Origin of the sequence: Eisenbergiella porci (genome assembly GCF_009696275.1) — a bacterium.
Taxonomy (GTDB): domain Bacteria; phylum Bacillota; class Clostridia; order Lachnospirales; family Lachnospiraceae; genus Eisenbergiella; species Eisenbergiella porci.
On the sequence record NZ_VUMI01000012.1, the window covers coordinates 112,017 to 125,412 of the forward strand.

Annotated in this window: 10 protein-coding genes and 1 pseudogene; 9 read left to right on the forward strand and 2 right to left on the reverse strand. The window is 47.1% G+C overall.

Going from position 1 to position 13,396, the window contains the following annotated elements; genetic code table 11:
- Nucleotides 1-142: 142 nt before the first annotated feature.
- The 3 genes from FYJ45_RS09555 (at nt 143) to FYJ45_RS09565 (ending at nt 4,401) form a co-directional block, all read left to right on the forward strand.
- Nucleotides 143-1,888, forward strand: coding sequence for a sensor histidine kinase (locus FYJ45_RS09555; protein WP_154464411.1), 1,746 nt, complete (start codon nt 143-145; stop codon nt 1,886-1,888).
- A gap of 12 nt (nt 1,889-1,900) precedes the next feature.
- On the forward strand, nt 1,901-3,229 hold the full coding sequence (locus FYJ45_RS09560; RefSeq protein WP_154464412.1) for a response regulator transcription factor: 1,329 nt from the start codon (nt 1,901-1,903) through the stop codon (nt 3,227-3,229).
- 209 nt (nt 3,230-3,438) lie between these two features.
- Entirely contained in the window at nt 3,439-4,401 is a 963-nt protein-coding gene (locus FYJ45_RS09565; RefSeq protein WP_235930742.1) for an ABC transporter permease, read from the forward strand.
- 9 nt (nt 4,402-4,410) lie between these two features.
- Here FYJ45_RS09565 and FYJ45_RS32640 read toward each other — a convergent pair.
- A pseudogene (locus FYJ45_RS32640) lies at nt 4,411-4,536 on the reverse strand (IS110 family transposase); the annotation flags it as partial.
- A 106-nt stretch (nt 4,537-4,642) separates the two neighbouring features.
- Between FYJ45_RS32640 and FYJ45_RS09575 the strand changes: the two are divergent.
- From FYJ45_RS09575 to rsgA, 6 genes are all read left to right on the forward strand, one after another.
- On the forward strand, nt 4,643-5,521 hold the full coding sequence (locus FYJ45_RS09575; RefSeq protein WP_154464413.1) for a carbohydrate ABC transporter permease: 879 nt from the start codon (nt 4,643-4,645) through the stop codon (nt 5,519-5,521).
- Between the two features lie 98 nt (nt 5,522-5,619).
- The gene (locus FYJ45_RS09580) at nt 5,620-7,203 is read left to right on the forward strand and encodes an extracellular solute-binding protein (RefSeq protein ID WP_154464414.1); all 1,584 of its coding nucleotides are present in this window, start codon (nt 5,620-5,622) and stop codon (nt 7,201-7,203) included.
- Between the two features lie 20 nt (nt 7,204-7,223).
- Nucleotides 7,224-8,828, forward strand: a complete 1,605-nt coding sequence (locus FYJ45_RS09585; protein ID WP_154464415.1) for a DUF4091 domain-containing protein — start codon at nt 7,224-7,226, stop codon at nt 8,826-8,828.
- Nucleotides 8,829-9,061: 233 nt separating this feature from the next.
- Nucleotides 9,062-9,787: a Stp1/IreP family PP2C-type Ser/Thr phosphatase gene (locus FYJ45_RS09590; protein ID WP_276893247.1), complete on the forward strand. Its 726-nt coding sequence runs from the start codon at nt 9,062-9,064 to the stop codon at nt 9,785-9,787.
- Between the two features lie 111 nt (nt 9,788-9,898).
- The gene (gene pknB, locus FYJ45_RS09595) at nt 9,899-12,022 is read left to right on the forward strand and encodes a Stk1 family PASTA domain-containing Ser/Thr kinase (RefSeq protein ID WP_154464416.1); all 2,124 of its coding nucleotides are present in this window, start codon (nt 9,899-9,901) and stop codon (nt 12,020-12,022) included.
- 4 nt (nt 12,023-12,026) lie between these two features.
- On the forward strand, nt 12,027-12,902 hold the full coding sequence (gene rsgA, locus FYJ45_RS09600; RefSeq protein WP_021639094.1) for a ribosome small subunit-dependent GTPase A: 876 nt from the start codon (nt 12,027-12,029) through the stop codon (nt 12,900-12,902).
- A gap of 230 nt (nt 12,903-13,132) precedes the next feature.
- Here the strand turns inward: rsgA and FYJ45_RS30075 are convergent.
- Nucleotides 13,133-13,396, reverse strand: a 264-nt coding sequence (locus FYJ45_RS30075) for a hypothetical protein (protein WP_207708411.1), incomplete at its 5' end; no start/stop codon positions are given.

The following is a 13,396-nucleotide window of genomic DNA, read 5'->3' on the forward strand; positions in this document are numbered from 1 at the left end:
CTTGAATTTGGCTCCCCTTTTCGTGTATCATAAAATAAACGATTACATGTGGAAAAATGATTAAGCCTGGGAGCGGTATACTACGAACCGCATATACCGTGATATTTTAAAGGCTCTCATCTCACGAAAAGGAGGCTGCCCTATGCATAAACTTAAAATAAGGCAGCAGTTTGCGCTGGTACTGCTCATCATATTATTGACTATTTTATGCATCGGCTATGCAGTTTCCGTTCTGGCAGGCAAAATTGTCCTCCAGAAAAATATCGTTTATGTAGGCAGCATGCTTGAGAAAATCGAGCAGGAAGCAAATTACGTCGATGATAAAGGGAGTGCGGTAATTAACTTTTTACAGAATGACGGACTGCTGCAGGATTATTTTGAAGGAGAGATGGGTGGAGAATATTATGAGCTGGCAAGGCAGATGGATCAGCTTCTGACCAGCATTAAAATTATCTATCCGGAAACCAGTGATATCGTACTGTGCGGAAAACGTATTTATGCTAATATAACCACGAAACGCCAGGTGGATGAGCTGCTTAGCCGCTTCGGCAGGGAGAAGGCTGTTGTCTGTACGGGTATTGAGATGCAGACGGACGTCCAGAATGAATATAAAGCGATCCGTTATATGTCTCCCATTTACTCCAGCAGATCCGGAGAAAATTATGCCAATCCCATCGGTACCTGCATGGTATCCTTTCGGCTCAGGAATTTTAACTGGAACAACGAATTTGCGGAAATGGGAACCAATTATGTGCTGATGGATAATTTTGGGCAGTATTACCCCATTAATTGTGAGGAAGAGAGAGCTAAAATGATAACCGGTATTTTTCTGGATCATCCGGGCAGCAATACGGTGGATACCCGGGAATATTATCTTTCGGTGAAGAAAAACCATAGTAACAATCTGTATGTGATCAGCTATACGGATAAGCAGGAGCTGTTGATGGATGTCACCTATGTGCAGCGTTTGATTTTTATATTCGGGGCTGCGGGTATCGCTGCACTGCTGCTTGTATGCGGGCTGCTGTACCATAGTATTGTTTCTCCCATTTATATATTGGAACAGTATATGGGAAGAATAGCGGCGGGAAATTTTAAGGAAGTGAAGAATCATGTGACTGTCAGGGGCAGCTGTGAAATGATACGCCTTGCCCGTGTTATGAACGAAATGACAGATGAACTGGAAGAACGGTCGCGGAGAATTATCAATACTACGAATACGCTATATGAGGTGGATATTGAAAAGCAAAAAGCGGAAATTGCTTTTCTGCGCAGTCAGATTAATCCGCATTTCCTTTATAATGCGCTTGAGATTATCAAGGGGATTTGTATGAAAAACAACCTCCCGGAGGGGGCAATGGTTGCAGGGAATCTGGGCAAAATATTCAGATACAGCATTAAAGGCGGGGATGTGGTTTTGCTTGCGGATGAGATCGGCATGGCGCGGGCGTATATAGATATACAGAAGACGCGGTTTCCCTATAAAGTGGATGTTGTGTATAATTTAGCGGAGGAGACGCTTAAGATGCCGGTAGCAGGTATGATTCTGCAGCCTATTCTGGAAAATGTTTTCCTGCATTCTGTGGAAAAGACCACCGCGATGACTACCTTGTACCTTGCCAGCAAGCTGGAGGGGGAGGAACTGTACTTAACGGTGCAGGATGATGGGGTTGGCATACATAAGGAGACTCTGGAGGAGCTTAAGAGGCTTATGTCCGCAGGAAGTGTTCACCAGTCCCAGCATGTGGGTCTTGCCAATGTAAACTTCCGCCTGCGTCTGATGTATGGGGAAAATTACGGGCTTATTGTGGAAAGCCGTTGGGGAGAGGGAACAAAGGTGGTGGTGCATATGCGCAGTACACCGCTTTACCGTTCCGACAAGGAATAGGAGGAAGGGACAATGCCTGTATCAGTAGTGATTGTAGATGACGAGCCAATGGTGATAGAGTCGATACGCTGGGGAGTGGATTTTGAAGCGCTCCATGCAAAAGTATGCGCAGCCTTTACAGACAGCAGGGAGGCGCTGGAATATATCCGTGAGAATCCGGTGGATATTGTTATAACCGACATTAATATGCCTCCGTTTAGCGGCCTGGTGCTCTGTTCACGCATACTGGAGCTGGGCAGCGGCACGCAGTTAATCATTATAAGCGGCTATGCAGATTTCTCCTATGCACAGAAATGTATTGAGTATGGAGCCTTGGGATATTGCCTGAAGCCCATAGACTATGATGATCTGACTGCCTGTGTGAAAAAGGCGGTTGGAAATATAAACAACGGAAACGGCATGGCGGTACAGGAATTTATTGAAGCGTTGTACGAGGGCAATAAACAGGCTCTGCGGGGCTATCTGGATGAAGAACATATCAATGAGACTTTTTATATCGCAGTATCCGTCAGTAAAGGACCGGTGTTTTGTTGTTACTCGCAAAATATCGGGCTGAATGAATATCTGTATCTTTCCAATGAACCGATCCCGGCACTGGATGAAGAATGGCTGGCAGGTAACCCGGATATTTTCGGGGTCAGCCGGAGCGCGGAAATGGTGTCCTGTAAAGAACTGCAGCAGAAGGCATGCCAATTGGTCTATAATAGCTACCAGTTTTTCTTTTATCAGAAGGAGAAAGAATTTACAGAAAATACAGTCTATGATTCTCAGGTTATGCAGAAGGCCAGAGCATTTTTTGCCTGTCCGGATGAACTGGAGCATTTGCTGCTTGACGGCGCAGGTATGAACCATATCCGGATGGCGGCGGATCTATATAACTTGGCTTTGCAGTACATGGATGAGGAAAGCTGCCTGTATTCCTATAACCAGATCGTGTACCGTTTTAAGAACTTTAGGGGGCTGGCAGCATATATTGTGAAGGAACTGCGCAGGGAAAACGAACAGGAAACGGAGTATGAGAGCGGAAACAGAAAATTTCTGGAACTGATAAAATTCGTAAATGCAAACTATTCCCAGGATATATCCGCACAGAGCCTTGCTGAGAAGCTGAATCTGAACCCCTGCTACATCAGCCAGCTTTTTAAGAAAGAGACAGGCACCACATTTGTCAAATACCTGACAGAGCTAAGAATAAGCCGGGCGAAGGAGCTGATGCTGAAAACCGATATGTCTGTTAATGAGATCGGCGAAGCCTGCGGCTTTCATGATTATTTTTATTTTATTAAAATCTTTAAGAAATTTACCGGTAAAGCACCCACTGTTTTCAGGCAGGAGAGGTAGATAATATAAAAATATTCCGGCAATATGTCTTGTTTTAAGATGCAGTTATGGAAATATAAAAAAATTATTTGTGCAATATGTATTTGCTCCATACCAATCAAATCCCGCCCAAAGTATAATATCCACATGGAGGGGGACATGGGTTGGAAGAATACAATTCCCCCCTTCCTGATTGGTATATGCGTTTAAGCGCGTGGAGGGGAGCAAAAATGAAATCTCAAAAACGCAATTCTAAATCAACTTCCATGGTATCTGGAAAAGTGAGATCAACGTGGAAACAAATCAAAAACGATAAGCTGCTTTATCTCTTGCTGGTGCCGCTGATGGTCTGGTATATCATATTCTGCTATCTGCCCATGGGAGGCCTCACCCTGGCTTTTAAGAATTTCCGGTATGATTTGGGACTGTGGGGAAGCCCATGGGTGGGAACTGAACATTTCCGGGCAATGTTTGAGGATCAGGCATTTTGGCAGGCTCTTAAAAATACATTGATATTCGCCGCCGGCAAAATCCTGTTTATCTTTCCGATTCCTATTTTATTATCTGTTATTCTCAATGAAATTTCTTCTAAAAAAGTGACGAAATTTTTTCAGACAGTATTTACCTTTCCGCATTTTATAACCTGGGTGGTGCTTTCCGGGATTCTGATTAACTTTTTCGGAACCAGCGGTGTTGTAAACGGACTGCTGGGTATGGCTGGGATCGCTTCCATTTCACCACTTTCAACGCCGGCTATGTTCCGGCCGTTTATATGGCTGTCGGCACTTTGGAAAGAGATTGGCTGGGATTCCATTATTTATCTTGCTGCTTTTTCTTCCATTGATCCGGGTCTTTATGAAGCGGCGAGCATAGATGGGGCCAACCGGTTTCAGAAAATGATCCATATATCCTGGCCGGGTATCAGGGGGACGGTTTGTATTATGCTGATATTGGCGGTGGGCAGCCTGATGACGAACGGGGCCAGCTTTGATCAGGTGTTTAACCTATACTCCGCACCGGTTTATAGTGTTGCAGATACCATTGATACTTATGTTTACCGTGGTTCCTTCGGTATGGGCATGAACTTTGGTTATACCACGGCGATAGGTTTCCTGAAGTCAATCATAAATATCATACTGATTACAATGGCTAATAAAATCGTGACGAAGAGCGGCGAGGCAGGGCTGTTTTAAAAAAAGCCTCTGGGGACCGTAAGTTTTGCCCACGCCATACATGCCCATGACAACCTCGTATTCTGGGAGCGTGGAAGCAAGTGCATTCATCTCCTTGCGGAGCTGTTCGATATGGGCAGAGGCAAGATTGAACTGCTGGATACTCTACTGGATCAGAAGCTTATGTGAAATGAGAGGATTAAGTCCCAATTGGATGTTGGGTACTGAAACCCTACACTTATATATTAGGAGGAGGTGTATTATGGCCGGAAAAAAGAAAATTTCGTCCTTCCATGTTACTACTATTATGATTCTATCCATTTTGGCAGTTGTGACCATTTTCCCTTTTTATTATGTATTTATCGTATCCTTTTCCAGCCTGGAAGCAATCAGCAGCCATGTTCCCTATCTTTTTCCTTATGTATTTGATCCGGAAGGGTACAAAATGGTATTCAGTGAGCCGCGGTTTCTTTCTTCTTTTCTGAATTCCGTTTTTGTAACGGTGGCGGGAACCGTAATCAATATGCTGCTGTCGGTTTTCGGAGCTTATGCCCTTTCTAAAAAGAGGCTTGCAGGCAGGAAAGTTATTTTATCCATGATTCTGTTTACCATGCTGTTCAGCGGCGGTTTAATTCCTTACTACCTTGTGGTAAGCGGACTTCATCTTAGCAATACCATATGGGCAATGATTATTCCCAGTGCAATCAACACCTTTTATCTCATTATTATGAAAAACTACTTTTCATCGCTTTCACCCAGCCTGGAGGAGGCGGCTAAAATAGATGGGGCAAATGATATCCAGATCCTGTTTCGGGTGATGCTTCCCATATCCCTGCCGTTTATAGCGACTTTTGTCCTGTTCTATTCCGTAGAGCGTTGGAATGAATGGTGGAATGCCCTTCTGTTTATTAACGACAGCAGTCTCCAGCCGCTGCAGATCTATATGCGGAACCTTCTGGTGAACTATAACAATCAGATGTCTCAGCAGGCAATGTTGATTCTGGGTGACAAGCGCAGTGCTAATTTCCAGGCGGTACAGATGGCTTCCATTGTAGTATCCACCGTTCCGATTCTATGTATTTATCCATTTGTCCAAAGACATTTTGTAAAGGGGGTTATGGTTGGTTCTGTAAAAGAGTAGGGAATTGCCCATACCGCAAAGCGGTGTGGGGGAAGGTCAAAATTCAGGCTCCGTAAGGGGCGGAAAGTCCTCCTTATGAGGATGGAAAGGGGATTCATATGAAAAAGAAATATGTACAGGCAGCAGTAGCAGCAGCTTTGGCCGTTACGATGACGGCATCTCTTATGGCATGTCAGCCGGCGGCTTCGTCATCCGGCAGCCAGGCCGGTGACGGTGGAACGGTCACAAGTGACGGGAAGGGGGAACCTGCCGAAATCAGTATTGCGATATGGGATATTGAAAATGCCATGCGCAATGGAACGGATGATAAGATCCTGACGGCAATTGAAGAAGGAGCCAACGTAACCATCAAGCCGGTCAATACAACCTGGGATGATTACAGGGATAAAATTCAGCTTTGGGCAGCATCGAATCAGCTTCCGGATATGTTTGCCATAGATGTCATCGGTTCCAGCTTCTATCATGATTGGATATCCCAGGGAGTGGTTTCCCCTCTGCCTGATGATCTGTCCCGCTGGCCTAATCTGGAAAAGTACATGTCATCACCTGAAATACAGGGTCTGCGTGCCCCCGACGGCAAGATGTATGTGGTTCCCAGAGTTATGTGGGAGGATTTGATAGACGGTTCCCAGGAACGCAGAGTCTATTACCGCTGGGACCTGGCGCAGGCGTCCGGTGTAACGAAAGAACCGGAAAATTATGATGAGTTCCGTGATATGATCAAGAAAATTATAGCGGCGGATCCCGAAAACAAAAAAATTACCGGGCTGACTGTTTCCGTACCGCAGCTGTTTGACAGCTTTTTTATGCCGTATGGTGTGCCGCTGGGAATGGGGGATGGTTCCGGCAGCGATTTTAAATGGATTGAAAAGGATGGAAAATATGTACCGGCCTATTTCAACGGCGACCTGTTAAGTGTTTTCCAGCTTGCCCGCGATATGTATACGGAAGGTACCATCGATCCGGACGTGGCCCTTGCCAAAGCACAGCTGTCCGAAGATAAATTCCTTCAGGGAAAAGTAGCAGCCTATTTCTTAAATACTACGACAGACTCGCTGCAGCGGAAATGGGAAAAATCAAACCCTGATATGAATTTTGAAGATTGTGTCAAAATTGCCCATCCTTTCCCTATACAGGACGGCAGTATGACAACGGTTCCCGTATTTAAGAGCTATTGGTCTGAGACCTATATCGGAACCAAGGATCCGGAAAAGATAGAGCGTATCCTGGATCTTATGGAATGGATGCTGGCGAATGACGAGCTGGTGCGCTTCGGCTTTGAAGGCGAAGATTATAAGATGGAAGATGGCGTCAGGATTACGCTAGGAGACATACCCATCGGTGAGAAGTATCCTGCAAATGCCCTGTGCTCCATGGTTCAGTATGCAAACTGGTACCGCTTTGAGATGACCGGCAATGAGAATGTGGATAAATATCGTCAGTGGGATTTGGAATACCGTGATTGGGTACGTGAAAACTGCAAGCTTCCGGACTTTTCACCGGCTGTAACAAATCTTTCCACACCTGCTAAGAATCAGTTTTCCATTAAGCCTGCCGATGACATCATTAAGATAATGACCGGGACGGAGCCTGTTGAGAAAATGTATAACGATTTGATGGATGCCTATGAGAAGATGGGCCTGCAGAAAATGATCGATGAAGTAAATGAAGCAATGAAATAGCAGCTTTCAGGAGGAAATCAATGAAAGGTTATTGTACTGTAAAAGAGGAATGGTTATACCCGGATCAAACGCTGGAGGAACTCCCGGAGAGAGTGGTGCTTCACAGTGCAAAGAATGGCAGAGAGGGGATACGGCTTTTACTGGAAAGCGGAAACGAAAAATTGAATGTAAGCCTGAATGGGAAAGGCTTTACAGCCGAACTGTTCGAGATGGTTGATGTATTTGTAGGCTATAATGAAGCGGAGACAGAAGAGCAGAATGGCATGTTCGTCATTACGGCTGATGAATATGAGAAACCTGATTACTGTACGAGAAAGGCTCCTTTCAGAGTTTACGAGGTTCTCAGGCCGCTGCAAAGCGATGAGCTTGCGGTGAAACATGGATTGGGTGCCTTGTACCTTACACTCACTGCACAGGAGGAAACGGCTGCAGGTATTTATGAGCTGGAGCTGAGGGTGGGCGAATACAGGCTGATAATCCAATTACACCTGTATGAAGTCCGTATCCCGGAGGAATCTCTGGGGATTACGAACTGGTTTTCTCTGGATAATGTGGCGCTGCGCCATGATCTCGTTTTTGGATCAGAGGCTTATTATTCGATGCTTCGGCGCTATGCGCGTGCCATGCGCCGCACCCGTCAGACACATTTCTTTATATCCTATGACCACAGGAGGCTTCCCTTTGATAAGGCGGAGGGCAAATTTGATTTCAGTTATCTAAAGCCTATTATCGGGATTTTTTTTGAAGAAGGCTTTTCCGTGATGGAGTTTGGAAACTTTGCAACCCGCGGTGGCGATATGTTTACGGATGAAATGAAGTGTAACATGGATCCGTCTGTCTGTGTATCCAGTGACGAGGGCTATCATATGCAGCAGAATTTTATCAGGGGCCTGGCATCGTTTCTGAAGGAGAACGGCTGGGAGAAGAAGGTTATCTTTCATATTTTTGATGAACCGGATGTACATCTTAAGGATAGGGCGGCTCTTGAGAAAAGAAAACAGCAGTACCTTCGTATCAGTAACCTGCTGCGCCGGCATCTTCCGGGATGCCGCATTATAGAAGCGGTTAAAACCACGGAATTTAAAGCGGGTGTGGATATCTGGGTTCCGCTCAGTGCCAATTATGAAGAACAGAAGGCAGATTTTGATAAGCTGCTGGCGGCCGGAGAAGAGGTATGGGTTTATGTATGCTGTGTTCCTACAGGCTGTCATCTGAACCGTTTTCTCGATATTGACCTTATCAAGTCGCGTTTGCTCTTCTGGGGCTGTGCGCGCTACGGGCTTACGGGATATCTCCATTGGGGGTTCAATTACTGGCCGGAAGATGCACAATATGATCCGTTTGAATGTTCCAATACACCGAATGCTGCATTTCATGGTATCTATCCTTCAGGCGATGCTTATATTGTCTATCCCGGAGAGGACGGCCCTTTGCCGGGAATGCGTCTGGAGGCCCAGCGCCGGGGGGCAGAGGATTATGAATTGCTTTTGCTTCTCAAATCTGTAAAACCGATGGAATATGAACGCCTTATGAAGAAAACCCTGCGCGGCTTTTCCGACTATAACGCAGACGCAGAGGCTTTTGAAGAAACACGAAGGGAACTGCTTTCTCTTCTTGACATATAGCTGTTTCTCATGCAGATTTTTGTAGAGGAAGGGACAGGACAATTACAAAAATTATTATATTGGCCCGCGTCTATTAATCGAATATATGGGAATAATATAGAAATAAAATTAATAAATATAAAGGATAAGCCACTCTCCATGTACTGCGGCTTGTCCTTTTCCTGTTTTTGTGTTAAAATGTGCTGTGTTATTCGTAATGAAATGCTGTATATGAAGGGAAATGGGAAGTATAAGTGAAAGCATTTTCTATCACCGATATCGGTAAGAAAAGACAACTGAATCAGGATCATATATATTCCTCCCTGGAACCTGTCGGGAACCTGCCGAATATTTTTCTGGTGGCGGACGGTATGGGCGGCCATAAGGCGGGCGGCTATGCTTCCAGCTGTGCGGTGGAAACCATACTGGAGGGCATCCGTGAGTCGGAAAGCAGCGACCCGGAGGAGATTCTTACGGAAGCCATTCAGAAGGCAAACGAAGTGATTGAAAGGCGGGCCGGGGAGGATGAGCGCCTTTCCGGTATGGGAACCACTGTAGTTGCCGCCTGCTGGGATGGGAAAGAACTCCATACAGCCAACGTGGGCGACAGCAGGCTCTATGTGGTGAACGGCGGAATTGAGCAGATTACCGAGGACCATTCCCTGGTGCAGGAGATGGTCCGGGTAGGCGGCATCAATAAGGAAGAAGCCAGGAGCCATCCGAATAAAAATATAATTACGCGGGCGGTGGGGCTGGAGCGGTATCTGCGTGTGGACTGCTTCCGAAGAACCCTGGAACCCGGAAATATTGTCCTGCTGTGCTCCGACGGACTGACGGATATGCTGGAGGATGCGGAAATCTACCGGATCCTTGCCGGCGAAGGCAGTCTCCAGGAGAAGGCCGTGGCTTTGGTGCAGGCGGCCAATGACAGTGGCGGCAGGGATAATATTGCGGTAATCGTGATCGATCCGTTTTTATAAAAAGCGGCGGAAACACGCGGGCCCGGCGGACATCAGCAGGTTGGCCCTGTCCGGGCAATGTATTTTACCTGCCGGGGAAACGGGATTTTCCGGGCAGGCAGGAGGACTGGAATGATTAAAATTGGAATGATACTGGGAGAGAGATATGAAATCCTGGAAAAGATAGGCACCGGCGGCATGTCGGATGTGTATAAAGCCAAATGCCATAAGCTGAACCGATACGTGGCTGTGAAGGTTTTAAAACAGGAATTCAGTGAAAATTCAAACTTCGTATCGAAGTTCAGAGTGGAGGCCCAGGCTGCTGCGAGCCTGATGCATCCCAATATCGTAAACGTATATGATGTGGGTGAGGACAACGGCATCCATTTTATTGTAATGGAACTGGTGGAAGGAATTACCCTTAAGAAATATATTGAGAAAAAAGCGCGTCTTTCCGTAAAAGAAGCAGTCAGTATAGCCATTCAGGCGTGTATGGGCATCGAGGCAGCCCACAATAACCATATCATTCACAGGGACATCAAGCCTCAGAACATCATTATTTCAAAAGAGGGAAAAGTAAAAGTTACAGATTTCGGTATTGCAAAGGCGGCAACCAGCAATACCATCACTTCCAATGTCATGGGAAGCGTCCACTATACCTCGCCGGAGCAGGCAAGGGGCGGCTACAGTGATGAGAAGAGCGATATCTATTCCATGGGTATCACTTTATTTGAAATGCTCACGGGACGCGTACCTTTTAACGGGGACACAACGGTGGCAATCGCCATTAAACATATACAGGAGCCCATGCCCTCGCCCAGGGATTTCGTACCGGAGATCCCTGTAAGCGTGGAACAGATCGTGCTCAAATGCACCCAGAAGAGCCCGGACCGCAGATACCAGTCCATGAGCGCTCTTATTGAGGATTTAAAAAAATCCCTGATTTCGCCGGACGAGGATTTTGTCCGGGTGATCGATCCCGAGGCCAATGCGGCGACGCGTATGATCTCCAGGGATGATATGGATCAGATTAAAAAGCAGTCCAAGAAACCGTCACATACGGAGGAAATCCGTCTGAAAAAGAATTCCGCCAAGCCGGCCCCTGTATCGAACAAAGGCGGCAGCGGGAAAAAGAAGCCGGTCTCCTCTTATGAACCGGAGCCTGAGGACGATGATGAGGAAGAGGAATATGAATCCCGTATGGAAAAGGTGACCACAGTGCTGGCGGTCATCGGCGCTATCCTTATCGGCTGCGTGGTGATTTTCCTGGTGGGGAGGGCTATTGGAATCTTTGATTTTTCTTCCCCGGAAAAAGACGGCGTTATAAAAATGATCGAAGTGGCCGGAATGCAGGAAGACGAGGTGAAGCAGAAGCTTGTCAAAATGGGCCTGGATCCCACGGTGGAGTATGTTCAGGACGACAGCGTCGCGGAAGGCACGGTAATCGGTTCAGATGTGAAAAAGGGGACCCAGCTGGAAGCCGGGGCTAAGGTAGTGCTTAAGGTAAGCGGCTCACAGTCCGGTGTCATTGTGCCTGATATATATAATAAAACGCTGGCGGAGGCTGTTGCTTCGCTGGAGGGAGAAGGCTTTTCAACGGAAAAGAAAGAGGGCTATTCCGATACTGTGCCAAAGGGCAATGTTATGAGCCAGAAGCCGGAAGCCGGAACGAGTGCGGAAAGAGGCAGTACGGTAACAATAACCATCAGCCAGGGACCGCAGGAAAGCAAGGTGCAGGTGCCGGATGTGCTTGGCATGCTGCCTGATGAAGGAAAGAGTACGCTGGAGGCTGCCGGACTGACGGTACGGAACGTAACGGAGGTCAATGATGATGATGAGACGATGATAGGCAAAATCATCAGGCTGAGTTATTCCGTGGGAACGGAGGTGGAGCCGGGGACTGCGATAGATATTTATGTGAGCAAGGGACCGGAAGCGACCTATATGTTTGCGGAGAATATAGAAAGCCCTGCGCTGGAGGATCCTCAGTATGTGGAAGGGACGCCCTGCGTGCTTGTTGTGACCACTGCATCCGGCAAGGAACTGTCAAGGCTCTCCGTTGCATCCTTCCCCACTCCTTTGAATCTGTTTGATATTAAGGATGAGAGCACGGGAGTGCTTACCATAATTTATAACGTCACCCTGGAATCCGTAACCACAACGGATCCTGCCACAGGAGAAACCAAAGTCGTGCCCGGCGGCGTGGAGGAAAGAACAATCCAGAGGCCGCTGCAGTTTATCAGGAAAGAATCTTAAGTGCATGAGGGGAAGAATAGTCAGAGGAATCGCCGGTTTTTATTATGTGCAGACCGGCAGCAGGATTTATGAATGCAAGGCCAAAGGGATTTTCCGGAAGGATAAGAAAAAACCCCTTCCGGGAGATTATGTGGAAATAGATATTCTGGATGAGGTCTCGCTGACCGCTAATATCAGCGCTATTTTGCCCAGGACGAATGAACTCATCCGCCCTGCGGTGGCGAATGTGGATCTGGCGCTGGTGATCATGGCGGCGGCCAGCCCGGCCCCGAACCTGAACCTGCTGGACCGGTTTCTGGTTACCATGGAGCAGCAGCGGGTAAACTGCTGTGTCTGCTTCAATAAGCAGGATTTGGTGGATGAACAGACAAAGGACAGGCTTCGGGAAAGCTACAGGAATACGGGTTATCCGGTGCTGTTTACAAGCGCCAGACAGGAGGAGGGGCTTTTAGAGCTTCGGAAGGTCCTTTCGGGCCGTACAACCACGGTGGCCGGGCCCTCCGGTGTGGGGAAATCCTCACTGATCAATTGTCTGCAGAGCCATACTTCCATGGAAACGGGCGAGATCAGCAGTAAAATCGAAAGAGGAAAGCACACCACCAGACATTCCGAGCTGATCTGTGTCAGTGAGGGAACTTATATCGTGGATACCCCCGGGTTCAGTTCGATTGAGCTTTATGGAATGGAGAAGGAAGAGCTGCAGGATTATTTCCCGGATTTTGCCCCCTGGGAGCCGGAATGCCGATTTGCAGGCTGCGCCCACGTAAAGGAGCGTGACTGCGGCGTGAAACGGGCCCTGGAGCGGGGAGAGATCAGCGCAAGCAGATATGAAAATTACTGCCAGCTCTATGAAGAGCTGAAGGGGCACAGGAAATATTGAGGTACGACGATGTGGCGGATGTCTTCTGCCACCACGTTGTCTCACGGTTTGCGCAGTGAATGGGAAAACCTTTCTGGACTGTTGTTACTGTTCACTCCGTGACCAGTAACTGCATAAATCCACTAAAAATTGCCTGCGGCAATGGGATTTATGCACTCTTGAATCACTTTCTTACGTACTGTGCAGTAAATGCACAGTACTGTGTGAACAGTAACGGACTGTTATCGTTTTCATAAAAAATGAAACAGCTCTGAAAGGCGAAAATTTCTCGCACAAAAATTACTGATAAGCACTGAAGATTTAGCCGATGCATGATAAAATAAAAAAATTTTTTCGCAAAGGAGAAAATTTATCGTGACAAGGGCTGCTGGAACGGGAGATAGCGAGGGAATATCCGAGAAAAGGGAGGGTAAAAGAGAAGCAGCATATGGAATGGGTGCCGGAGCTGGAATACAAAGGGCATAAGCTGACGATGCTGGCCCTTTTAATAGAAA

Bases quoted from the DNA above. Each gene is read 5' to 3' on its own strand.
- FYJ45_RS09555 (WP_154464411.1), top strand. From the start codon at position 143: ATGCATAAACTTAAAATAAGGCAGCAGTTTGCGCTGGTACTGCTCATC.
- FYJ45_RS09560 (WP_154464412.1), top strand. From the start codon at position 1,901: ATGCCTGTATCAGTAGTGATTGTAGATGACGAGCCAATGGTGATAGAG.
- FYJ45_RS09565 (WP_235930742.1), top strand. From the start codon at position 3,439: ATGAAATCTCAAAAACGCAATTCTAAATCAACTTCCATGGTATCTGGA.
- FYJ45_RS09575 (WP_154464413.1), top strand. From the start codon at position 4,643: ATGGCCGGAAAAAAGAAAATTTCGTCCTTCCATGTTACTACTATTATG.
- FYJ45_RS09580 (WP_154464414.1), top strand. From the start codon at position 5,620: ATGAAAAAGAAATATGTACAGGCAGCAGTAGCAGCAGCTTTGGCCGTT.
- FYJ45_RS09585 (WP_154464415.1), top strand. From the start codon at position 7,224: ATGAAAGGTTATTGTACTGTAAAAGAGGAATGGTTATACCCGGATCAA.
- pknB (WP_154464416.1), top strand. From the start codon at position 9,899: ATGATTAAAATTGGAATGATACTGGGAGAGAGATATGAAATCCTGGAA.
- rsgA (WP_021639094.1), top strand. From the start codon at position 12,027: ATGAGGGGAAGAATAGTCAGAGGAATCGCCGGTTTTTATTATGTGCAG.